Annotated in this window: 20 protein-coding genes, 1 tRNA gene and 1 pseudogene; 8 read left to right on the top strand and 14 right to left on the bottom strand. The window is 51.4% G+C overall.

What is annotated here, in order from left to right:
* Nucleotides 1–84: 84 nt before the first annotated feature.
* On the top strand, nucleotides 85–1,794 hold the full coding sequence (locus tag ACJHXA_RS09280; protein WP_001307467.1) for an AsmA family protein: 1,710 nt from the start codon (nucleotides 85–87) through the stop codon (nucleotides 1,792–1,794).
* 52 nt (nucleotides 1,795–1,846) lie between these two features.
* Here the strand turns inward: ACJHXA_RS09280 and yicI are convergent, their stop codons facing one another.
* Both yicI and ACJHXA_RS09270 read right to left on the bottom strand, forming a co-directional pair.
* Entirely contained in the window at nucleotides 1,847–4,165 is a 2,319-nt protein-coding gene (gene yicI / locus ACJHXA_RS09275) for an alpha-xylosidase (RefSeq protein ID WP_000702903.1), read from the bottom strand.
* A 9-nt stretch (nucleotides 4,166–4,174) separates the two neighbouring features.
* Nucleotides 4,175–5,557 carry a glycoside-pentoside-hexuronide family transporter gene (locus ACJHXA_RS09270; RefSeq protein WP_000834439.1) on the bottom strand — a complete coding sequence of 461 codons (1,383 nt, stop codon included), beginning with the start codon at nucleotides 5,555–5,557 and terminating at the stop codon, nucleotides 4,175–4,177.
* A 292-nt stretch (nucleotides 5,558–5,849) separates the two neighbouring features.
* Here ACJHXA_RS09270 and ACJHXA_RS09265 point away from each other — a divergent pair.
* From ACJHXA_RS09265 to ACJHXA_RS09250, 4 genes and pseudogenes are all read left to right on the top strand, one after another.
* Nucleotides 5,850–5,944: transfer RNA gene (locus ACJHXA_RS09265), tRNA-Sec, on the top strand.
* Nucleotides 5,945–6,022: 78 nt separating this feature from the next.
* Nucleotides 6,023–6,184: pseudogene (rhuM, locus tag ACJHXA_RS09260) on the top strand (RhuM family protein); the annotation flags it as partial.
* 396 nt (nucleotides 6,185–6,580) lie between these two features.
* Nucleotides 6,581–7,765: a sugar efflux transporter gene (locus ACJHXA_RS09255; protein WP_001172876.1), complete on the top strand. Its 1,185-nt coding sequence runs from the start codon at nucleotides 6,581–6,583 to the stop codon at nucleotides 7,763–7,765.
* A 110-nt stretch (nucleotides 7,766–7,875) separates the two neighbouring features.
* Complete coding sequence (locus tag ACJHXA_RS09250; protein ID WP_000535960.1) at nucleotides 7,876–8,799, top strand: carboxylate/amino acid/amine transporter; 924 nt, start codon at nucleotides 7,876–7,878, stop codon at nucleotides 8,797–8,799.
* Nucleotides 8,800–8,802: 3 nt separating this feature from the next.
* On the opposite strand, the gene nlpA is transcribed toward ACJHXA_RS09250, so the two are convergent.
* Nucleotides 8,803–9,621, bottom strand: coding sequence for a lipoprotein NlpA (gene nlpA, locus ACJHXA_RS09245; protein WP_000779426.1), 819 nt, complete (start codon nucleotides 9,619–9,621; stop codon nucleotides 8,803–8,805).
* A gap of 221 nt (nucleotides 9,622–9,842) precedes the next feature.
* Between nlpA and yicS the strand changes: the two genes are divergently transcribed.
* Nucleotides 9,843–10,136 (top strand): protein YicS, encoded by a 294-nt coding sequence (gene yicS, locus ACJHXA_RS09240; RefSeq protein WP_000805509.1) that lies wholly within the window; start codon nucleotides 9,843–9,845, stop codon nucleotides 10,134–10,136.
* A gap of 40 nt (nucleotides 10,137–10,176) precedes the next feature.
* Here yicS and nepI read toward each other — a convergent pair whose 3' ends face one another.
* The 3 genes from nepI to adeQ form a co-directional block, all read right to left on the bottom strand.
* The gene (gene nepI, locus ACJHXA_RS09235) at nucleotides 10,177–11,367 is read right to left on the bottom strand and encodes a purine ribonucleoside efflux pump NepI (protein ID WP_001288549.1); all 1,191 of its coding nucleotides are present in this window, start codon (nucleotides 11,365–11,367) and stop codon (nucleotides 10,177–10,179) included.
* Nucleotides 11,368–11,577: 210 nt separating this feature from the next.
* On the bottom strand, nucleotides 11,578–12,030 hold the full coding sequence (locus tag ACJHXA_RS09230) for a DUF1198 domain-containing protein (RefSeq protein WP_001533764.1): 453 nt from the start codon (nucleotides 12,028–12,030) through the stop codon (nucleotides 11,578–11,580).
* A gap of 52 nt (nucleotides 12,031–12,082) precedes the next feature.
* On the bottom strand, nucleotides 12,083–13,417 hold the full coding sequence (gene adeQ, locus ACJHXA_RS09225) for an adenine permease AdeQ (protein ID WP_001349999.1): 1,335 nt from the start codon (nucleotides 13,415–13,417) through the stop codon (nucleotides 12,083–12,085).
* Between the two features lie 174 nt (nucleotides 13,418–13,591).
* On the opposite strand from adeQ, the gene adeD reads away from it, so the two are divergent.
* Nucleotides 13,592–15,358 carry an adenine deaminase gene (gene adeD / locus ACJHXA_RS09220; RefSeq protein WP_001065694.1) on the top strand — a complete coding sequence of 589 codons (1,767 nt, stop codon included), beginning with the start codon at nucleotides 13,592–13,594 and terminating at the stop codon, nucleotides 15,356–15,358.
* 44 nt (nucleotides 15,359–15,402) lie between these two features.
* Here adeD and uhpT read toward each other — a convergent pair whose 3' ends face one another.
* From uhpT to ivbL, 7 genes are all read right to left on the bottom strand, one after another.
* Entirely contained in the window at nucleotides 15,403–16,794 is a 1,392-nt protein-coding gene (gene uhpT, locus ACJHXA_RS09215) for a hexose-6-phosphate:phosphate antiporter (RefSeq protein WP_000879194.1), read from the bottom strand.
* Nucleotides 16,795–16,931: 137 nt separating this feature from the next.
* Complete coding sequence (uhpC, locus tag ACJHXA_RS09210) at nucleotides 16,932–18,251, bottom strand: MFS transporter family glucose-6-phosphate receptor UhpC (protein ID WP_001296914.1); 1,320 nt, start codon at nucleotides 18,249–18,251, stop codon at nucleotides 16,932–16,934.
* A gap of 9 nt (nucleotides 18,252–18,260) precedes the next feature.
* On the bottom strand, nucleotides 18,261–19,763 hold the full coding sequence (gene uhpB / locus ACJHXA_RS09205) for a signal transduction histidine-protein kinase/phosphatase UhpB (RefSeq protein WP_001295243.1): 1,503 nt from the start codon (nucleotides 19,761–19,763) through the stop codon (nucleotides 18,261–18,263).
* On the bottom strand, nucleotides 19,763–20,353 hold the full coding sequence (uhpA, locus tag ACJHXA_RS09200; RefSeq protein ID WP_000633668.1) for a transcriptional regulator UhpA: 591 nt from the start codon (nucleotides 20,351–20,353) through the stop codon (nucleotides 19,763–19,765). The genes uhpB and uhpA overlap by 1 nt, the downstream gene beginning before the upstream one ends.
* A gap of 74 nt (nucleotides 20,354–20,427) precedes the next feature.
* Nucleotides 20,428–20,718 carry an acetolactate synthase small subunit gene (gene ilvN / locus ACJHXA_RS09195; RefSeq protein WP_001181706.1) on the bottom strand — a complete coding sequence of 97 codons (291 nt, stop codon included), beginning with the start codon at nucleotides 20,716–20,718 and terminating at the stop codon, nucleotides 20,428–20,430.
* A 3-nt stretch (nucleotides 20,719–20,721) separates the two neighbouring features.
* Nucleotides 20,722–22,410, bottom strand: coding sequence for an acetolactate synthase large subunit (gene ilvB, locus ACJHXA_RS09190; RefSeq protein ID WP_000168480.1), 1,689 nt, complete (start codon nucleotides 22,408–22,410; stop codon nucleotides 20,722–20,724).
* Between the two features lie 105 nt (nucleotides 22,411–22,515).
* On the bottom strand, nucleotides 22,516–22,614 hold the full coding sequence (ivbL, locus tag ACJHXA_RS09185; protein ID WP_001315912.1) for an ilvB operon leader peptide IvbL: 99 nt from the start codon (nucleotides 22,612–22,614) through the stop codon (nucleotides 22,516–22,518).
* A gap of 564 nt (nucleotides 22,615–23,178) precedes the next feature.
* Here ivbL and tisB point away from each other — a divergent pair.
* Nucleotides 23,179–23,268 carry a type I toxin-antitoxin system toxin TisB gene (gene tisB / locus ACJHXA_RS09180; protein ID WP_000060506.1) on the top strand — a complete coding sequence of 30 codons (90 nt, stop codon included), beginning with the start codon at nucleotides 23,179–23,181 and terminating at the stop codon, nucleotides 23,266–23,268.
* Nucleotides 23,269–23,530: 262 nt separating this feature from the next.
* Here tisB and ysdE read toward each other — a convergent pair whose 3' ends face one another.
* Nucleotides 23,531–23,605 carry a protein YsdE gene (gene ysdE / locus ACJHXA_RS09175; RefSeq protein ID WP_211180519.1) on the bottom strand — a complete coding sequence of 25 codons (75 nt, stop codon included), beginning with the start codon at nucleotides 23,603–23,605 and terminating at the stop codon, nucleotides 23,531–23,533.
* Nucleotides 23,606–23,647: the final 42 nt, after the last annotated feature.

Raw genomic sequence — 23,647 nt, 5'->3', positions numbered from 1 at the left:
TCACCTCTTTCACCATTCCCGCCTTGAGGATTGCGCGTAAATCGTGCATAACTCCCTTATGTGCATTTCACGGGATGGAAGACCATGAAATTTATTGGGAAGCTGCTTCTCTACATTCTCATCGCTCTGTTAGTGGTGATCGCTGGCCTCTATTTTCTTCTGCAAACCCGCTGGGGAGCAGAACATATCAGCGCATGGGTTTCCGAGAATAGCGACTATCATCTGGCCTTCGGGGCGATGGATCACCGTTTTTCCGCGCCATCTCATATCGTGCTGGAGAACGTCACGTTTGGCCGTGATGGCCAGCCCGCGACCCTGGTGGCAAAAAGTGTCGACATTGCGCTAAGCAGTCGGCAACTGACCGAACCACGCCATGTCGATACCATCCTGCTGGAAAACGGGACGCTGAATCTCACCGACCAGACCGCGCCGCTACCGTTCAAAGCCGATCGTCTGCAACTGCGTGATATGGCGTTTAATAGCCCGAATAGCGAATGGAAACTGAGCGCGCAGCGGGTAAATGGCGGCGTAGTTCCGTGGTCACCAAAAGCCGGTAAAGTGCTGGGTACGAAGGCGCAGATTCAGTTTAGTGCCGGATCGCTTTCGCTCAATGATGTTCCTGCCACCAATGTACTGATTGAAGGCAGTATTGATAACGATCGCGTTACGCTGACTAACCTGGGTGCCGACATCGCCCGCGGGACATTAACCGGAAACGCGCAGCGTAACGCCGACGGCAGCTGGCAAGTGGAAAACCTGCGCATGGCGGATATACGTCTACAAAGCGAAAAATCGCTAACCGACTTCTTTGCGCCATTACGCTCTGTCCCGTCGTTGCAGATTGGTCGCCTGGAAGTGATCGATGCTCGTTTGCAAGGTCCGGACTGGGCGGTGACCGACCTCGATCTCAGCTTGCGCAACATGACCTTCAGTAAAGATGACTGGCAGACACAGGAAGGCAAACTGTCGATGAACGCTAGCGAGTTCATTTATGGTTCGCTGCATTTATTTGACCCGATTATAAACGCGGAATTTTCCCCGCAGGGCGTAGCGCTGCGCCAGTTCACCAGCCGCTGGGAAGGGGGTATGGTCAGAACGTCAGGGAACTGGCTGCGTGACGGGAAAACGTTGATCCTTGATGATGTGGCAATTGCCGGGCTGGAATATACCTTGCCGAAAAACTGGCAACAGTTGTGGATGGAAACGACACCCGGTTGGTTAAACAGCCTGCAACTGAAGAGATTTAGCGCCAGCCGCAATCTGATCATTGATATCGACCCTGACTTCCCGTGGCAGCTCACCGCGCTCGATGGTTACGGTGCCAACCTGACGCTGGTTACCGATCATAAATGGGGCGTCTGGAGTGGCTCGGCGAATCTGAATGCCGCCGCCGCGACATTCAATCGTGTTGATGTTCGTCGCCCGTCGCTGGCGCTGACCGCCAACAGCAGCACGGTGAATATCAGCGAACTGAGTGCATTTACTGAAAAAGGCATTCTGGAAGCCACCGCCAGTGTTTCACAAACGCCACAACGTCAGACACATATCAGCCTGAATGGACGCGGTGTGCCGGTGAATATTTTGCAACAGTGGGGATGGCCTAAATTACCGTTGACTGGCGACGGCAATATTCAGCTTACCGCCAGTGGCGATATTCAGGCCAATGTCCCGTTGAAACCTACGGTTAGCGGGCAATTGCATGCCGTGAACGCCGCAAAGCAGCAAGTGACTCAAACCATGAATGCTGGCATCGTTTCCAGCGGTGAAGTTACATCGACGGAGCCGGTGCGGTAAACATCAATCTCGCCGGGTACGACTCAGACGTACCCGGCATTCCATCAATAGATTACAACGTAATTGTCAGCGCATTCCCTTGAGGCTTCACCACCAGCCCCTGCTCACTTTCAGCCTGCGAACCGTCTTGCAGACCATTTACTTTCACAACATTGCGCAGGCACAGCGTCCAGTTCTTCGCCTCGCCCGCACCAGTCACAGTAATCGTGTTGCCAGTACGTGCTGCTTTTAAAGTAAAGATCACCGATCCGTCAGTAGCGGGCACTTCACAGACGGCTTCATGCCCGTCTTGCAGATTAAAGAGGTGGAATGCCGTGCCTTCGTGCCACACGTAATCGGGACGTTGATCGTTGTTGCCCAGCGCCAGTAGGGTGTTATCACGCACATAAATGGGCAGACTCAGGAAGCTGTGCTGCTGTTTATGCCAGCGACTACCGTCGAGCTCATCGTTGTGCCACAGGTGTGTCCAGCGACCTTCCGGCAGGTAGAACTGCACATCGCCCGCTTCAGTGAACACCGGCGCAACCATCACGTTGTCGCCTAACATGTATTGACGGTCAAGGTAATCACAAGCCGGATCGTCCGGGAACTCCATCATCATGGCCCGCATCATCGGCGTACCCCGCGCGTTCGCACGCGCAGCTTCACGATACAGATACGGCATCATGCGGCATTTCAGTTGCGTGAAGAAGCGCACCACATCACAGGACTCATCATCGTAGGCCCACGGCACACGATAAGATTTGCTACCGTGTAAACGGCTATGGCTGGAGAGCAAACCAAACGCGCACCAGCGTTTGTAAACGTGCGCCGGAGCGGTATTTTCAAAGCCGCCGATATCGTGGCTCCAGAAGCCAAAACCTGAAAGGCCAATAGACAAACCACCGCGCAGGCTTTCCGCCATTGATTCGTAGTTAGCGTAACAATCGCCACCCCAGTGTACCGGGAATTTCTGCGCACCGACGGAGGCCGAGCGGGCAAACAAGACAGCTTCTTCCTCACCAACGGTGTCCTTGAGCACGTTCCACACCAGTTCGTTGTAGATGTACGCATAATGGTTATGCATTTTCTGCGGATCGGAACCGTCAAACCACTGAACATCAGTTGGGATACGTTCGCCAAAGTCGGTCTTAAAGCAATCAACGCCCATCGCGACCAGACCTTTCAGTTTGTCGGCGTACCATTTGCAGGCATCCGGATTGGTAAAGTCATAAATCGCCAGACCTGGCTGCCATTTATCCCACTGCCATAGCGAACCGTCCGGGCGTTTGAGTAAATAGCCTTTCTCTTGTAACTCTTTAAAGACGGGGGATTTTTGACCGATATAGGGGTTAATCCAGACGCAGATTTTCAGTCCTTTCGCTTTCAGGCGGCGGATCATCCCTTCCGGGTCAGGGAAAGTCAGCGGGTCCCACTCAAAATCGCACCACTGGAAGGCTTTCATCCAGAAACAGTCAAAGTGGAAAACATGCAGCGGCAGATTGCGTTCCGCCATACCATCGATAAAGCTGTTTACCGTCGCTTCGTCGTAGTTGGTGGTAAATGAAGTGGTTAGCCACAGGCCGAAGGACCACGCGGGCGGCAGCGCCGGACGACCAGTAAAGCGGGTATAACGATCAAGTACCGCTTTCGGCGTCGGGCCGTCGATAACAAAGTATTCGAGATATTCACTCTCAACGCTGAACTGCACTTTGGAGACTTTCTCCGATCCCACTTCAAAAGAGACACACTGGGGATGATTGACCAGTACCCCATAACCACGGTTAGTCATGTAGAACGGGATATTTTTATACGCCTGTTCAGTACTTGTGCCGCCGTCCCGGTTCCAGGTCTCTACCGTCTGGCCATTGCGCACCAGGGCAGTAAAGCGCTCTCCCAGACCGTAAACTGTTTCGCCAACGCCAAGATCAAGCCGCTCAAACATATAATTGCGTTGATTATTCGTGTCCTGCACGTAGCCATTATTTTTCACCTGACTACCGGTAATACGTTCGCCGTTGCGCAGAAAATCCAGTGACCAGAACTCACCTTTGCTGACACGCGCGCTTAAGTTGCCACTTTTAAACTCAGCATAACGTTCTGTGTTTTCGATTGTGACCTTCACGTCCTGCAAAATATTGAGCGGATAATGAGGACCGTTATTCAGCGCCCCCTGAAAATGCTCAATCCGCACACCGACAATACCTTCCTGTGGGGAGAAAAAGCGCAACGTAAATAAAGGAGTATCAAGCTGCCAGGTACGTTCACGCACATCACGGGGGGCAGCATAGACCACCATTTCATTATCCTGCTGTTCAACCTCGAACACCTGAAGCGGGTGAATCAAATTGAGGCCAGGTTGAATCAACCAGTTTCCATCGCTAATTTTCATTGCCGTTCCTTAGTTCTGCACTTCTTGAGAGGTGAATTGTTGCTGGCAACGGCGTTTACCCTGAGCCAGCTGTTCCATAACGGTTTTCAGATTGTGCGTCGTGAGTGAGTAGTAGCGTTTAGCGATAATCGCGCTCAGCAAATAACAGATCGCCGGAACAATCGTGAATAGCGCAATAATGATGCTAATCGTGGCGCTGTTCTGCGCTTTTTCTGCCGCATCATATCCGCCATAAGCCAGCATCCAGCCGATAAGAGCGCCGCCGAAGGCCAACCCCAGTTTGAGCACAAACAGCGTGCCAGCAAAACTGATCCCGGTCAGGCGTTTACCATTGCACCACTCGCCGTAGTCGACGGTATCGGACATCATTACCCACTGGATAGGTGTCACCAGTTGATGCAACACACCAATCACGAAGATGAAGACAAACATAGTGATGCTGGCCTGCATGGGAACAAAGAACATCGCGAGGCTAATCACTGCCAGCAGGGCGTTCGTCCACCAGAAGATAGTGACTTTACATTTCCAGTCGGTCAGAGGTTTTGCCAGTGCGGAACCAATCAGGTTACCCACGCAATAAGTGGTGAGAAAAGCGACAAACACTTCCGGCGTGCCCAAAATCCATGTGACGTAATACATCATCGCCCCACCGCGTACGCACACCGCCAGGATATTGAAAATGGTTAGTAAACCGACAATCCGCCACTGGTCGTTTTGCCAGATATCACGTAAATCTTCCCGCATAGACGTTGTTGTAGGTGGTGCTTCAACGCGTTCTTTAGTGGTGAAGAAACAAAATGCCAGCATCATGAATGCCACCACGGAAAGGACCGCGATACCGCCCTGGAAACCGAGTGGTTTATTATCACCGCCAATTAAATTAACCAGTGGCATCATCAGAACAGTAGAAAGCATGCCTCCCGCGGTCGCCAGCACAAAACGCCAGGATTGCAGCGAGATACGCTGAGTCGGGTCATTGGTGATTACACCACCCAATGCGCAGTAAGGGATATTGACGACGGTATAAAGTAAGGTAAGTAGGGTGTAAGTAATTGCTGCATAGATCATTTTGCCGTTCATACTGAGATCTGGCGTGCTATAGGCCAGTACACAGACGATCCCGAATGGCAGTGCGCCAAACAGTACCCACGGACGAAATTTACCCCAGCGAGAGCGCGTTCGATCGGCCAACAACCCCATGCAAGGATCGGAAATCGCATCCAGTGCACGAGCGACCAAAAACATGGTTCCGACAAATCCGGCAGGAATGCCAAAAATATCGGTATAAAAGAACATCATATATAACATTACGTTATCGAAAATAATGTGGCTGGCGGCGTCTCCCATGCCATAACCAATTTTCTCTTTAACGGACAACACTTCACTCTTCATCTGCTTTTCCTTGATGCTATAGGGGTGCTGAGACCGATAACGCATTTTGTAAACCATCCCTGTGAGAGCGAATATTCCGATATCTGGTTATTAATTTATGATTCTTGTTTTATGTGATCGTGGTAGCGTTAATTCCGCTCATATATCATTGTAAAATATGGGTTTTATATGAACTATAATGCTTTCGTGATAATACGCTGCGTGTATTAGGCGGAAAAAACTGATCTGGGGGATGTAGAAACTCAAGGAAGTAGCTATAATGCGCCCCGCCTCCATGTAGCAATCGAGGCGCGGAAGATCGTCGTCTCCGGTGAGGCGGCTGGACTTCAAATCCAGTTGGGGCCGCCAGCGGTCCCGGGCAGGTTCGACTCCTGTGATCTTCCGCCAAAATGCCTCTCCTGACGTTCTCCAACCCCTTGTAATACTGTCAATCCAGATATTTTCTACTGCTCAATATTCAATCGGCTTCAGGAATACCTGGTCTAAGGTTTTGTGATGGACGATGAGCGGCTGAAGAATCCGCCTGTCGGTTCTTCTGTCCTCGAACGCATCCGCGATATTCACGCCAGTATGCGCCGTGTTTATTTGCAGGTGATTTGCCCCCCTGCTGACTCTCAGCCAACTGTATCGCCATTAAGGTGAAGATGTTGTTTTACTCGCCCCAGAACACCCTTTTTTATACGACTATTCTATTTCTTTAACCGCTGGCGAAAAAAACTGACTATAAACTTCACCAATAATCAGACTGCCATCAAGATTAATTTGTTCATTTAATATATCAAATCAACTTGTTTTATTTTTACTATCAAAAATAGCTCATTGCCTTACTATAATTAATATATAAATTCGGTAATTAATTCTTAACATGCTTTTACTAATAATCTCAATTGCTGGCCCTATAATATTGCGCTAGCATTGCTTTCTGGTTGTATCAGCGATACTCAAAAATTCTTAATACAATACTCATTCGACTGGTACTTATTTGTAACTCAGTTATATTTTTTCGCCCGGTGATTCAGAAGAATGCAAAAAACGGCTACCACTCCATCAAAAATACTTGATCTCACTGCCGCGGCATTTTTACTTGTCGCCTTTCTGACGGGTATTGCGGGCGCTCTTCAGACTCCTACCCTAAGTATATTCCTCGCAGATGAACTGAAAGCCCGTCCTATAATGGTAGGTTTTTTCTTCACCGGTAGCGCTATTATGGGAATTCTGGTCAGTCAATTTCTGGCAAGGCACTCCGATAAACAAGGCGACCGTAAATTACTGATTCTGCTATGTTGCTTATTTGGAGTGCTGGCCTGCACGCTTTTTGCGTGGAATCGCAACTACTTCATTCTCCTCTCAACGGGCGTACTTCTGAGTAGTTTTGCTTCCACCGCAAACCCGCAAATGTTCGCCCTCGCCCGTGAACACGCCGACAGAACAGGCCGTGAGACGGTCATGTTCAGTACATTTTTACGTGCTCAGATCTCGCTTGCCTGGGTTATCGGGCCACCGCTCGCTTATGAACTGGCAATGGGATTTAGTTTTAAAGTGATGTATCTCACCGCAGCCATCGCATTTGTTGTTTGCGGACTGATAGTCTGGTTGTTTTTGCCATCAATACAAAGAAATATTCCTGTCGTTACCCAACCCGTAGAAATTTTACCCTCCACCCACAGGAAGCGGGATACGCGGCTACTTTTTGTGGTCTGTTCAATGATGTGGGCGGCGAATAATCTCTACATGATAAATATGCCGCTATTTATTATTGATGAACTGCATCTAACCGATAAACTGGCTGGAGAAATGATTGGTATCGCTGCCGGTCTGGAAATTCCGATGATGTTAATCGCAGGCTATTACATGAAACGTATTGGCAAGCGACTATTAATGCTCATTGCTATCGTGAGTGGAATGTGTTTTTACGCCAGCGTACTCATGGCGACGACTCCGGCGGTTGAGCTGGAATTGCAAATTCTTAATGCCATCTTCCTTGGTATTCTCTGTGGTATCGGCATGCTTTATTTTCAGGACTTGATGCCTGAAAAAATAGGCTCTGCGACAACGTTATATGCAAATACTTCACGCGTCGGCTGGATTATCGCCGGCTCTGTTGACGGAATTATGGTTGAAATCTGGAGCTACCATGCGTTGTTCTGGCTGGCGATAGGGATGTTGGGTATTGCGATGATTTGCCTGCTGTTTATTAAAGATATTTAGCTCACCAGTCTGGGCTAAGAAAAATCGGCGTGGCGCAAACAGAGCCATCCTCGCCATTTTTGCTATCATGCCTGCATACATAAACGACAAAACAGTATGCAGAGGGAAAAATGGGTTCCACCAGAAAGGGGATGCTGAACGTTCTGATTGCCGCCGTGTTGTGGGGAAGTTCAGGGGTCTGCGCGCAATACATCATGGAGCAAAGCCAGATGTCGTCGCAGTTTTTGACTATGACGCGTTTGATATTCGCCGGTTTGATTCTACTGACGCTGTCATTTGTTCATGGCGATAAAATCTTTTCTATTATTAACAATCATAAAGATGCCATTAGCCTGCTGATTTTTTCCGTGGTTGGCGCGCTAACTGTACAGCTCACTTTTTTGCTAACCATCGAAAAATCGAACGCAGCCACGGCAACGGTGCTGCAATTCCTCTCACCGACGATTATCGTCGCCTGGTTCTCACTGGTGCGTAAATCGCGCCCGGGCATTCTGGTTTTCTGCGCTATTTTGACATCGCTGGTCGGGACTTTTTTATTGGTGACACACGGTAATCCGACGTCATTATCGATCTCTCCTGCCGCGTTGTTCTGGGGCATTGCCTCGGCATTTGCTGCTGCATTCTATACCACCTATCCCTCAACGCTAATTGCCCGCTATGGCACGTTACCAGTCGTCGGCTGGAGTATGCTGATTGGCGGTCTGATTCTGTTGCCTTTTTATGCCAGACAAGGAACAAACTTTGTCGTTAACGGCAGTTTGATTCTGGCGTTTTTTTATTTGGTGGTCATTGGTACGTCCCTGACATTTAGTCTGTACCTGAAAGGAGCACAATTAATTGGCGGTCCAAAAGCCAGCATTTTGAGCTGTGCAGAACCATTAAGTAGCGCGCTACTCTCTTTGCTGTTGCTGGGGATCACGTTCACATTACCGGACTGGCTGGGAACGCTGCTGATTCTGTCATCGGTGATTTTGATTTCAATGGATTCCCGTCGCCGCGCCAGAAAAATAAATCGTCCGGCGCGGCATGAGTGAGAATTACCAGCCAGGCACCGCGCCACCGTTAAAAATGGTTTCTGCCGCTTTAGCGACTTCGGGTGATTGATAAGATTGCAGAAATTCCTTCACGTTTTCTGCATTCTTATTATCTTCCCGTGCCACCAAAATATTCACATACGGCGAATTCTTATCTTCAATAAATACGCTGTCGTGCACCGGAGAAAGCCCTGTCTGCTGAATGTAAGTGGTGCTGATAATCGCTACATCAACTTTGGGATCATCCAGTACGCGCGGGAGCTGCGCCCCCTCGAGTTCCATAATCTGCAAATGACGAGGATTATCGGTTATATCCAGCGCGGTAGGTAATAACCCTTTTCCCTCTTTCAGAGTAATTAGCTTCTCTTTTTGCAACAGTAAAAGTGCGCGACCAAGGTTGGTCGGGTCGTTGGGGATCGCCACTGTCGCGCCTTCTTTTATTTGCGCCACGGTTTTGATTTTTTTGGAATAACCCGCCATAGGGAAGACAAACGTATTTCCCACCGCTACCAGTTTATAACCATGCGCCTGATTATCTTGTTCAAGAAAGGGTCGATGCTGGAAGACATTCGCATCAAGTTCGCCATGATTTGTCGCATCGTTCGGTAGCAACGAACCGCTAAATCCTACCAGTTCAACATCGAGGCCATATTTCTCTTTTGCCACCTTTTTAGCGACTTCCGCGACATCTTGTTCTGCGCCATTTATAACGCCAACTTTAATGTGTTTTGCATCGCTGCTACTCTGGTCGCAACCTGCCAGCAGAATTCCGGCCAGCAATAATGCGGCCCCTGTCCGTAGATGATGTGTTGTCAGTTTCATTTTTTTATCCTTTTATTAATGATTACCTGACTATAGCGGTAAGGTCGCTGCGGTTTAAAAAACGAAACGCTATCGATAAGAATAAAAAGGAATAAAAGTGGAATATAAAGTCTGGCACTTCTTACTGACCACGCAAGCGCGTTTCGTACAGCATGATGAGAGCGATGAAAGCAAACTACACTTATGCTTCATTCGATACACATTTGTAAAAGGTTGAATCCATGAAACCAACGACACTACTGCTTATTTTCACTTTTTTCGCTATGCCAGGCATCGTATACGCCGAGTCGCCTTTTAGCTCACTGCAGTCCGCAAAAGAGAAAACCACGGTATTACAAGATTTACGTAAAATTTGCACGCCACAGGCGTCATTATCAGATGAAGCGTGGGAAAAGTTAATGTTGTCAGATGAAAACAATAAACAACATATACGCGAGGCCATCGTGGCGATGGAACGTAATAATCAGAGCAATTATTGGGAAGCGTTGGGTAAGGTAGAATGCCCGGATATGTAAGAACAGCAACAACTACTGACCAACGCTTCTTTACCTGATATCAGGATTTCTTCATTTTCACCTTTGCAGTAACCAACAATGCAGTCAGCAACATCAATGTGCCGGACAACATCAACGGCGAAGTCAGACCAATATTATCCAGCGCATAACCGCCGATTGCCGCGCCACAGGTATTAGCAAGCTGAATAACCGCCACCTGAATAGACCCGGCTTTTTCTGCCTGATCGGCCAGCGAGCGGGTGATCCACGTTGACCAGCCGACGGGAACCAATGCAAAAGTTAGCCCCCAGATAATCGCCACGCCGGTAGCAACGATTTTATCGCTTCCCCACAACGTCAGCACCAACGCACTCACAGCCAGTATTAACGGCGCGCCTGCTAAGGCCAGTTTTACCGAACGTTTAAGAATGAACGACGAAAGCGACGTACCAATAAAGCTGGCGATACCAAAACTCAACAGCACCAGCGTTAAGCCATCCACGCCGAATCCCGCCAGGTTCATATACACCGGGCGAATATACGTGAAGAAAGCAAACTGCCCGGCGAAAGACATGAAGATGGCGATCATCCCTGCCATCACACCCGGACGTTGTAATAAGCGGAAAGTATTTTGTTTCTGATGCGAGGGTTCGCCTGGCAGTGAAGGCAATGATTTGATAATCCAGAAAATACACAGCACGCCCATCACCGCCGCCGCATTAAAGACATTGCGCCAACCGATAAGCTCGCCTAAAAAACTGCCCAACGGCGCGGCAATCACCAGCGCAATAGAAACCGCGCCGAAGATCACCGACAGTGCCTTCGGCACCGTACGCGGCGGCACCAGACGCATGGTCAGCGACGCCGACATCGCCCAGAACCCGCCCAGCGCCAGCCCCAGACAGGCACGACCGATTAAAAGCAAACTGAATGAGTTAGCAAAGGAAACCAGCAAGCAGGAGAGCGTCAGCAAAACGGCAAACAAAATAACAACGTAGCGGCGGTCAGTAGCCTGAATTGTCTGGGTAATAAACAAACTGGCAAACATTGCCACAAAGGCGGTCACGGTCACCGATTGCCCGGCAACCCCTTCCGAAATGCCTAAATCCTGGGCCATTGGCGTCAACAAACTGACGGGCAAAAACTCAACGATAATCAGACAGGCGACACAAAACGCCACCGAGAAAACGGCTGACCAGTTCGGTCGGGTGATGGCATCCGCGCCGCGGTTTTCGGCAATAAATTCACTCATGGTGTTACCCGTGGCATGTTTCAGGGGAAAAGCCGACCACTTTAACATTGAAATGTGTGACGCATTTAACGTTTTTGCAACTTTTACGGTGTTGCTTGAGCTGGAGTTAAGATCGAAACGGAACAGGGCAAAGATTACCGGATGCGGCGTGAACGTCTTATCCACCCGACAGGTCAGGCGCGGTCTGTAGGCTGATAAGACGAAACGGTTTCAATGCAACCAGTGAACGCCCTCGGCAGGCTGAAAGAACGCGTTATAGCGCATCTGAAAAGCATTAATATCCTGCATTTCAGGTTCGGTTTCGCGCAGAAAACCTAGCGCCAGCCTGACCTGAGCGTCGGTAATCGGCGCGGCGAGGCGAGCTTTTTGTAAAATCCGATGCCATTGCAGCAGGTTCTGTTCGCTACCATCGACAATGACAATTTGCCAGATGAGCAACACCTGCGCGGCGTTTTGCAGGTGCGACTCATCCGGACGATGCAAATAACGTAAAAATTCGTCACCAGCTGACTTTCCCACTTGATCGACCATCGACTCCACGGGTACGACATCGATGTTCAGCCGATCGCTGAGACGGCGAATCGCTTTTCTGGCCCCGGATGTCAGCACCCGAAAACCAACCACAAACACTACCGCCAGCGTGGCGAGCATTATCCAGATCATGAGTTCTCCTGCGTAATCAGAACTCATGATATCTGGAAACCCTCGCCAGTTACTAATCCACCAGAATAATCTTCAGTGCAAACAGAGCTGCGACCACCACCACACACAGGTTCAGATCGCGCCAGCGCCCGGTGCATACTTTCATGATGCAGTACGACATAAAGCCGAGTGCAATCCCTTCGGTGATCGAGAAAGTAAAGGGCATCATCACCGTGGTAATAAACGCAGGCACCGATTCGGTAAAATCATCCCAGTTAACGCGCGCCAGGCTCGAAGTCATCAGCACGCCAACAAAGATTAACGCTCCGGCGGTTGCGTAAGGAGGAACCATCGCCACCAGCGGTGAGAAGAACATAACTAACAGGAACATAACGCCAACCACAACCGCAGTCAGCCCCGTGCGACCACCGACTGCCACACCAGAAGTACTTTCAATATAGGCAGTAACAGACGAGGTGCCGATAAACGCCCCCGCCACCGAACTGACGCTATCAACATACAGCGCCTTATTCATATTGGGGAATTTACCGTTACTATCTATTAAGCCCGCTTTATCAGTTACACCAATTAATGTTCCTGATGAATCAAATAGGTTGATTAGCATAAAGGAGAAAATGATACCGGCGAGTTCAAGTGTTAACGCGCCGCTCAAATCTACTTCACCAATGACGCCGCTAATATCAGGCGGAATGGAATAGACGCCGCTAAAATGAACATCACCGAAAAATAATCCACAGCAAGACGTCACCACAATAGAAACCAGCACCGCGGCATGAAAATGACGTGATGACAACACGGTTATAATAAAAAACCCTAAAATACCTAACAACACGCCGTGAGAACTTAAATCGCCAATCATCACCAGCGTGTCTTTATTGGCGACAATAACGCCAGTATTTTTTAATCCCATTAAGGCGATAAATAATCCAATTCCGCTGGTGATACCAATACGTAAACTTAAGGGAATGTTGGAGATCATCCAGTACCGGATACGAAACAGCGTGAGCAAAAATAGTCCAACTGCGCCCCAGAATATTGCGCCCATCCCGGTCTGCCAGGAGATGCCCATCGCCCCCACGACCACGAAGGCAAAGAAGGCGTTCAGCCCCATTGCCGGAGCCAGCGCCACGGGTAAGTTAGCAAATATCCCCATCGCAATACTGCCGATACCGGCAATCAAACAGGTGGTAACAAACACCACTTTCGGGTCCATTTGTGCCGCGCCGAGGATTTGCGGGTTCACAAAAACGATGTACACCATGGTTAAAAAAGTGGTCATCCCCGCAATCAATTCTGTGCGGACGGTGGTCCCATGCTGAGGTAGTTTAAATAATCGCGAAAGCGTCCCTGATTCATTACTCACGTAATCGGTATTGTCATTATTCATTTTTTTGTCCATTGGAGGAGATTTAATCCCTTGCTTTTGTAAAACAAATGACAACAACGGTTCAGTGATAATTATCACATTTCAATTGCACATTAATGGATATTCTTTAATAATCTCGCGACGTTTCTTTATGATAAATAATAATCAAATTGATAAAATCAAAATGAGAAAAATATGAATAATTCTATTAACCATAAATTTCATCACATTAGCCGGGCTGAATACCAGGAATTGTTAGCCGTTTCCCGTGGCGACGCTGTTGCCGATTATATTATTGATAATGTCTCTATTCTCGACCTGATCAATGGCGGAGAAATTTCCGGCCCAATTGTGATTAAAGGACGTTACATTGCCGGTGTTGGCGCAGAATACGCTGATGCTCCGGCTTTGCAGCGGATTGATGCTCGCGGCGCAACGGCGGTGCCAGGGTTTATTGATGCTCACCTGCATATTGAATCCAGCATGATGACGCCGGTCACTTTTGAAACCGCTACCCTGCCGCGCGGCCTGACGACCGTTATTTGCGACCCTCATGAAATCGTCAACGTGATGGGAGAAGCCGGATTCGCCTGGTTTGCCCGCTGTGCCGAACAGGCAAGGCAAAACCAGTACTTACAGGTCAGCTCTTGCGTACCCGCCCTGGAAGGCTGCGATGTTAACGGTGCCAGTTTTACCCTTGAACAGATGCTCGCCTGGCGGGACCATCCGCAGGTTACCGGCCTTGCAGAAATGATGGACTACCCTGGCGTAATTAGCGGGCAGAATGCGCTGCTCGATAAACTGGATGCATTTCGCCACCTGACGCTGGACGGTCACTGCCCGGGTTTGGGTGGTAAAGAACTTAACGCCTATATTACTGCGGGTATTGAAAACTGCCACGAAAGTTATCAGCTGGAAGAAGGACGCCGGAAATTACAACTCGGCATGTCGTTGATGATCCGCGAAGGGTCCGCTGCCCGCAATCTCAACGCGCTGGCACCGTTGATCAACGAATTTAACAGCCCGCAATGCATGCTCTGTACCGATGACCGTAACCCGTGGGAGATCGCCCATGAAGGACACATCGATGCCTTAATTCGCCGCCTGATCGAACAACACAATGTGCCGCTGCATGTGGCATATCGCGTCGCCAGCTGGTCGACGGCGCGCCACTTTGGTCTGAATCACCTCGGCTTACTGGCACCCGGCAAGCAGGCCGATATCGTCCTGTTGAGCGATGCGCGTAAGGTCACGGTGCAGCAGGTACTGGTGAAAGGCGAGCCGATTGATGCGCAAACCTTACAGGCGGAAGAGTCGGCGAGACTGGCACAATCCGCTCCGCCATATGGCAACACCATTGCCCGCCAGCCAGTTTCCGCCAGCGACTTTGCCCTGCAATTTACGCCCGGAAAACGCTATCGGGTCATTGACGTCATCCATAACGAATTGATTACGCACTCCCACTCCAGCGTCTACAGCGAAAATGGTTTTGATCGCGATGATGTGAGCTTTATTGCCGTACTTGAGCGTTACGGGCAACGGCTGGCTCCGGCTTGTGGTTTGCTTGGCGGCTTTGGACTGAATGAAGGTGCGCTGGCTGCGACGGTCAGCCATGACAGCCATAATATTGTGGTGATCGGTCGCAGTGCCGAAGAGATGGCGCTGGCGGTCAATCAGGTGATTCAGGATGGCGGCGGGCTGTGCGTGGTACGTAACGGCCAGGTCCAAAGTCATCTGCCGTTGCCCATTGCCGGCCTGATGAGCACCGACACGGCGCAGTTGCTGGCGGAACAAATTGACGCCTTGAAAGCCGCCGCCCGTGAATGCGGTCCGTTACCCGATGAGCCGTTTATTCAGATGGCGTTTCTTTCTCTGCCAGTGATCCCCGCGCTAAAACTAACCAGTCAGGGGCTATTTGATGGCGAGAAGTTTGCCTTCACTACGCTGGAAGTCACGGAATAATAAAAAAGCCCGGCGTCATGCCGGGCAAAAGTCACCAGTTACGTTTATGCCACTGTCAACTGCTGAATTTTTTTCTCGCGGCGGATTTTGCGTTCTTCCATCACCGCCACTATCGCCATCAGGCAGATACAACCAATCGCGGCGATATCAAGTGCGGCGAAGGTGCCTGCCCAGCCGGTAAGGCCGAATACCGGCGTCCCATCGGCAATCATTCCCAGACCTAACTTGGCAAAGCTGTCACCAATCAGGTAAGCAAAGGTGCCTTTAATACCATCGGCAGCGCCAATCGCTTTTTTAGGTACAAAGCCAACAGCAGCCACACCAATCAACAATTGCGGGCCAAAGACCAGGAAACCCAACGCAAAGAGAGAAGCCAGATAGATATATTCGTTGCTGGCATGTTGATACACACCGAGCGTGGCGATAATCAGCGCCAGCGCGATGCAGGCCACCAGGCCACGGCGACCGTTCGCCAGGTCAGAGAGCCAGCCCCACAGCAGCGTACCGACCAGCGCACCAGCTTCAAACAGCGTAAAGCCCTGAATCGCCACCGCTTTAGAGAGTTTCAGTTCCTGGAACGCGTACACGGTTGACCACTGGTCGATACCAATACGCACCACATAGAGGAAAATGTTGGCGAAGCACAGCAGCCAGATCACTTTGTTTTTCAGCACATACTCAACAAAGATCTGCCACTTGGTCATATCGGTAGATTCTGTCTCTTTGTCCTCTTCGCTGATCTCCTCGCCGAACAGCTCTTCCGCTTTGCCGAGGCCATAAGATTCCGGGGAGTCGCTGCCGTAACGCAGGCCGATAAAACCGACAATCAACGCGATAATCGACGGGAAGATAAACATGCCGATCACGTGGCCGTCGAACAGGTAATTTGCGCCGAACAGCGCCACACCAGCCGCACCCGCGCCGCCAAGGTTATGGGAAATGTTCCAGAAACCGAGGAAGGTCCCGCGCTTACGACGCGGTGTCCATTTGGTGATGGTGGAGTAACTGCACGAACCGCCGGTACTCTGGAAAAAGCCGCTTAAGGCGTAGAAGGCAATCATCAGGAACAGGCTAACCGAGCCGCTGCCCATACTGGCACTGAAGCCCAGCATACAAATGGCAGACAGGATCAGCATGAACGGCAGGAATTGTTTGGTGTTTTTGCCGTCGGCGTAGTAGGAAACCAGCGTTTTACCCACGCCATAAGTGATGGAGAAACCCAGGCCGATCATCCCCAGCTGCGTCATGCTCAACCCGTAGGTCGAGATCATGTCGTTCTGCGCGATGTTAAAGTTCTTGCGAATCAGGTACATCGTCAGGTAGCCGATAAAGACCACCAGGTAGGATTGCATGAACGGTTTGAACCACATTTTGCGCCGCACTTCGAGCGGAAGGTCCAGGGTCGGCTTGCGAACCTGGTTTAAGAAAGCCAGCATGGGTTACTCCTGAAATGAATACCTGCGTGAGGCATGCATTGTAAAAATCAGCAGCAAATCAGGCCTGAGATAGCGTCCAGGCAAAACCTGGAAAATTTCTTAGTTTTGCCGGATATGAAGTGAAAAGGTGAGATGCATCACGCTTCGCGCGGTGCCTGGGCGTTCAAAAAGGGCAGTAACAGCAGTGCGGAAATCCCGGCGGCGATAGAGATAACCACAAAAAATCCGCTCCAGTGCCAGGTATCGAGTACTTTCGCCAGCGGCCAACCAGCAAGCGACGCCCCCAGATAAGCAAACAAGCCGACAAACCCCGTCGCCGCCCCTGCCGCCTCTTTGTGGGAACACTCTGCCGCCGCCATGCCGATTAACATCTGCGGGCCAAAGACAAAAAAACCAATGGTGAAGAAGCAGGTTGCCTGCATCACGTAGCTGGCAAATGGCATCAGCCACAGCGAGCCGACTGAAAGCAAAATTCCGGCGGCGAAAATCAAATTCATCGGCCCACGGTTGCCGTTAAACAATTTGTCCGAGCCCCAACCGGCTACCAGCGCACCGATAAATCCGCCCAGTTCAAACATCGTCACTGCCGTATTCGCCGTGACCAGATCGACGCCCAGTGTCTCGGACATATACAAATTGCCCCAGTCGTTGATCGCCGCCCGGACCACATAGACCAGCACATAGCAAAACGAAAGCAGCCAGATATACGGATTCAGCAACACATATTTGGTCAGGATCTCTTTACGCGTCAACCCTGCCCCTTCTTGTTGTTGAGCAATTTCCAGCGCGTCGTGCCGCCATTCACCGACCGCCGGTAAACCTAACGCCTGCGGGCGATCGCGTAGCCGCCAGCAGAGAAAAATCCCCACGACTATCGCCATACAACCAGCAATCATCATCCCGGCACGCCAGCCGTAATGCAGCGCACTCGCTGCCATCACAATGGGAATGAGTGCGCCGCCGACGTTATGCGCCGTGTTCCATAATGCCCACCAACCGCCGCGCTCGGTACGTGAATACCAGGCCGTTAACAGACGCGCACACACCGGTGAACCCCAGCCCTGGAAAAAGGCGTTCAGCACCCAGAGCACGGCAAACGCCCATAGCGACGTCGAGAAGCCAAACAGAATGTTCATGATGCCCGTGGCGATAAGCCCTATCCCCATAAAATAACGGGCATTTGAGCGATCGCTGACAATGCCGGAGACAAACTTCGACACGCCGTAAGTAATGTAAAACAGGGTCGCTAACAGGCCGATATCGCTACGGCTGAGCACGCCGTTAGCAAGGATTTCTGGTACCGCGGCGTTAAAACTTTTCCGCGTGAAGTAAAACAGCGCGTAACCCAGCCAGATGGTCAGCAGAATATGCCGACGCCAGTAGCGATAGCGGGCATCAATTTCATATTTATCAGTCATTAATGGCGCATCGGCAGGCGCTTTCAGAAACGGCAACATCATCAAACCTTAGACATAGCGTTGAGGTAGAGAAACGCTGACACGCGTGCCGTGCAGACAGGAAATGTGTAATGTGCCACCCAGCGCCGTTACGCGCTCGCGCATTCCGGTGAGGCCAAAACCTTGTTGCCCGGAACCCGGCGGCAAACCGCTGCCATCGTCTTCAATAACCAGCATCAACCGTTCATCCTGCTGCCAGCCTTGCAGGGTGACCGCGCTGGCATCAGCATGTTTCACAATGTTGTTCAGCCCTTCCTGGCAGACACGAAACAGCGTCACGCGCTGGTTTTCGCTTAACGCTGATTCATCGATTCGCCATTCGAGATGGCTGACAATACCGCGCCCTTCCAGCTCCATTTCCCGCATCAGTGAGCGGATGGCCTGCTCCAGGGTGAGATCATCCAACTGGCGCGGACGTAACCGACCCAACAAACGGCGCACCGCGTCGTAAACGCCCAGCGATAGTTGTTCGATGAGCTGCCCGCTCTGCTTCACGCTGGCGTTATCTGCCGCCAGCCGCTGAACAATGCCCGCCTGAGTACGAATGGCTGTGATGGTCTGACCGATATCATCATGCAGCTCACGCGCCACATCACGGCGCACGCTCTCTTCGGTTTCCAGCAACCGTTCAGCCAGATGCTGATTGCGCGCCAGTTCCTTTTGCAGCGACTGGTTAAGTTCACGCAACCGCTGGATGCCAGCGCCAAGCAACAACCCTGTCAGACTTTGCACCAGCAGCGAGAGCAATAAATCCACCGGATGATCGCGCCAGGTTTGACTGGCGATCAGCGCGATGGCGTTCATCAACGTCGCAATCAGCGCCCCTTGCCAACCATAGTGCCAGGCCAGCGCGATAATCGGCAGCGCCAGACAAAATGGCGTAAAGCGCGACAGTTCGTCCGGCAATCCCAACTGGAGCCAGAGACTGATAACAAACAGCAGCAAGTACCAGACCAGATGTCGCCCGCGCCAGTTGATCGGCTGAGAAACCAGTGACGGGCCGAGCGGCAGCCAGGTGTTATTGGCGAGATAGTGCCAGAACACCAGACATATCGGGGCCAGCGTCAGGCCGCCAGTTAAAGTCAGCAACAGCGCATTCCACGACTCTTTGCCGTGCCAAAGCCAGGGCAGCGACTGCAACAACGCCGCCGCCGTTAACGCCGCACCCTGTAACAGCAAGGTGCGCCAGTCACGCTGATGGCGATAGCGCGAGATCAGCGCCACGGGCAGTAACGTCAGTAAACTACCGATCATCAATAACGGAAAATGGGTTAAACCGACCGCCTGCGTTAGCCAGTAAATCAGCAGCCACTCCGCGCCCAGCAGCACCGGCCAGTATCCGCGCGGGCATTGCAGCATTAGCCCCAGACGCAGACCAAACGGAAATAACAGCACCGCCATATCAGGGCGCTCAACCAGGTGCAGGCTGATACTCCACAGGCAAAACCATGCGGCAGAGAAGATAAAAAAGCAGGCAATAACGGTAATTAAGCGGGAGAACAACGTCTTCATCACCAGCCATCAAACATGCGGCGCGCCAGCTCTACGTCGTTACTGACACCCAGTTTTTCCATCAGGTTGGCGCGATGGACGTGCACCGTTTTCGGCGACAAGCCCAGTTCGGCAGCAATCTCTTTCACCGCCATTCCTTGCGCCAGTTTTTCCGCCACCTGCCGTTCGCGTTTGGTTAGCGGGTCCTGACGACCGGATGCCAGTTTAATGGCAATATCCGGCGTCAGATAACAGCCGCCCGTGGCAACCGTATGCACCGCCGCAATCAGTTCGTCAGGGCTACAGCGTTTGGAGAGAAAGCCGCGTGCCCCCGCGTTAAGCGCCTGCTCAACCAGCGCCGGACTGTCATGAACAGAGAGCATTATTGTCGCCATACCTTTCGGCAGCTGGCTTAGCAGTTCCAGACCGGAGATATCGGGCATGGAGATATCGCAAATACACACCTGCACACCGCGCCCCGGCAGCCCCGCCAGCGCCTCGCGCCCCGAACCAAACTCGGCAACTACCTGCAAATCAGGTTCCAGCCCCAGCAGCTGCGCAAAGCCGGAGCGGACGATGAGGTGATCGTCTATAAGGGCAACGGTGATCATGGTCTTGTCCTGGCGGGTAAAAAAAAACGCGCTTACCTTAACGATAAGCGCGATGTTGTTCAAGCCTTGAGCGGTTACTGAAAAAACACCGCAATCTTGTTAAACATAGTCGGATCGGACTGATTACGCTGCACTTTCACCACATCTTCCAGCTTATCGATTTGGCTTATCATCTGCTCCAGACGCTGGTCGTCATTGACCAGTAGCCAGATATGGCTTTTGTCGCTGTCCTGAATCGGCAGACAAAGAATGCCTTCAACGTTAAAAGCGCGGCGGGCAAAAAGGCCACAAACGTGGGTCATTACGCCCGGATGGTTGCGAACGGTGAGCTCCAGAATCACGTTGTCATGAGTTGTGTTTTGCATGGCTTATTCCCCCACCATTTCAGTATTCGCCGCACCTGGCGGCACCATCGGGTAAACTTTTTCTTCGGCATCAATGCGCACATGGATCAGCGCCGGGCCAGGGCGATTGATGATTTCCTGCAATGCAGCCTGCGGATCGGCTTCGTTATTCAAATCACAGGTTTCGAGGCCGAATCCGGCGGCAATCTGCATAAAGTTGATTTTTCCCGGATAGGTGGCGGCAAAAACGCCTTGCTCGTAGAACAGACTCTGTTGCTGATGCACCAGCCCCAGCGCTTCGTTGTTCATCAGAATGATTTTGACATCCAGCTGATTTTCACTGGCGGTCGCCATCTCCTGAATATTCATCATCAGGCTGCCGTCGCCGGAGAAACACAACACTTTGCGATCCGGGTTCGCCAGCGCCGCGCCAATCGCCGCAGGCAGGCCAAAACCCATCGTGCCCAGCCCACCGGAGGTCAGCCACTGGCGTGGGCGATTGAGCGGATAAGCTTGCGCGGTCCACATCTGATGCTGACCCACATCGGTGGTGATAATCGCATTGTCATCGACACAGGCGGCAACGGCGTTGATCAGGCCGTAATGGCTTAATGGATCGCACGCTTTCGGGATTGGACACGGGAATTCGCGCTGCAAATCCGCTACCAACTGGTGCCACTCTGCACGCGGTTGCGCTTCCACCTGCGGGATCAATTGCGCCAGCACGTCATCAACATCCGCCTGAATCGCCACATGCGGCTGCTTGATTTTACCCAGCTCTGCGCGATCGATATCGACATGAATAATTTTGGCATTCGGACAGAACTGCTCGGTTTTGCCAATCGCCCGGTCATCAAAACGCGCACCGAGCACTATCAACAAATCCGCCTCCTGCAAAATATAGTTGGTGCTGCGCACGCCGTGCATCCCCAGCATACCCAGCGACAACGGATGCGCTTTTGGCAACATGCCCAGCGCCATTAAAGTCATGGTGGTAGGCAGTTGCGCTTTCTCCGCCAGTTCACGCACCCGTGCGGGCGCATTGATCACACCGCCGCCCAGATAAAGCACCGGGCGTTTGGCAGCGTTAATCATCGCCGCTGCGTCACGAATGCTTTCTTCGCTAAAGGCGGGGGCGGCGGCTTTTTCTGCCATAGCGGGCTGTGTTTCAATCTCAAAAACTGCCGTTTGCACATCCTTAGGAATGTCTATCCACACCGGGCCTGGGCGGCCTGATTGCGCAATGCGGAAGGCATCGCTCATGACCTGCGGGAGTTCTTCGATATGTCTGACCAGATAGTTGTGTTTGGTGATGGGGATAGAGATGCCGTAGGTGTCCACTTCCTGGAAGGCGTCGGTGCCGATCATCGAGGCGGGAACCTGACCGGTGATGCAAATCAGCGGGATGGAGTCCAGCCGCGCATCGGCAATGGCGGTCACCAGGTTAGTCGCACCCGGTCCGCTACAGGCCATACAGACCGCCGGTTTACCGTCGGTGCGCGCCATCCCCTGAGCGATAAATCCCGCGCCCTGTTCATGACGGGCCAGAATATGGCGGATTTGCGTGCTTTGGCTTAAGGCATCGTAAACAGGCAGGATAGAACCGCCCGGAATGCCCGTCACAATCTTAATGCCCTGCTGTTCCAGGAAATGAACGATAAATTCTGCGCCGGTAAAGCGCTTACGCGTCGATGTTGTGCCCGAACTTGCCATGCTCCAGTCCTTTTCTTCTGGGCCGACTTTCCGGGAGGTGCTTAAACGAAAAACCCCGCCCGGTTTGCGCCGGCGGGGTTTTGGAATCGTGTGTTGTTCCAGTCCCTACGGCGCATTGCCGACGACCACCACCACACGCACGACGACCACTGCGGCGGATAGCGCAGTTGGTAGTAGTTTTGCGTTGAACATGGAAGTAGTCATTGGGGACCTTGTTGGTTTTGTGTTTAACAATATTTATACAAGCACAGCTTTACAGGGGAGACAATGGAAAATTTTTCAGCAAGGGAAAATTGAGGGGCTGATCACGTTTTGTACTGAATTGCAGATAACAAAAAACCCCGCCGGAGCGAGGTTTCATCAGCCGCCTGCGGCTGGTAACCGCAAAGCACACTGTATTATGTCAACACTGAAAGTATACGTGTTCCGCGCAGAACGCGCAATTTCGGCACGAATTTTGACGTATTTAGGGCATAGTTGAGTATCGATCACAGTTTGCGTTTTGTCCAAATATTACTGTTTATTTATACAGTAAACTTCTATAATATCACTGTACGCAATGTGTTATGCGGGGGCCGCATCGTTACCCGGCGCACTAAGTCCTGGCTGAAACGGGTGGTGCCGTCAGCGCCTTAACCCCGCGTGAGCACACTGTGTTATGTCAACAAGCACAACGTTTCTCCTTAAGATACCGCGTGCACAACAGCTGGCAACAGGCAGCGGAAAGGTACGTCAGCTGGCAGTGCTCCTGAACCACAGGAGACGCGTATGAGCCTGGTGGATATCGCCATTCTTATCCTCAAACTCATTGTTGCAGCACTGCAACTGCTTGATGCTGTTCTGAAATACCTGAAGTAATTCAGATTCAAGTCGCACCAAAGGGGAGCGGGTAACCGCTCCCCTTTTATATTTAGCGTGCGGGTTGGAGTTGGGGGCTTCTTCTACCAGCAGAATGTTTGCACCTGCGCTGCCTGTGCCCCTCACCCTAGCCCTCTCCCCAAAGGGGCGAGGGGACCGTCCCGTGCAATGTTTAGCTCATTTTCTGAAAGGGAACGGTGGTTTCCCCCTCGCCCCTTTGGGGAGAGGGTTACAGTTCGCACGTAATCCCTCCCGGCAACATTTATTGCCGCTTTTGTTTACATATTCTGCCGCTAAACAATTCCCCATTCCTGGCGTATATCTGGCTAACATTCATCAATGTGATAGATTCCTCTCCCGCATTTATGGGAATGCGTAG

Source organism: Escherichia sp. WS33, assembly GCF_046486385.1.
GTDB lineage: Bacteria > Pseudomonadota > Gammaproteobacteria > Enterobacterales > Enterobacteriaceae > ECMA0423.
Note: the sequence above shows the minus strand (reverse complement) of the source record. Positions and strands in the feature narration are given on the sequence as shown.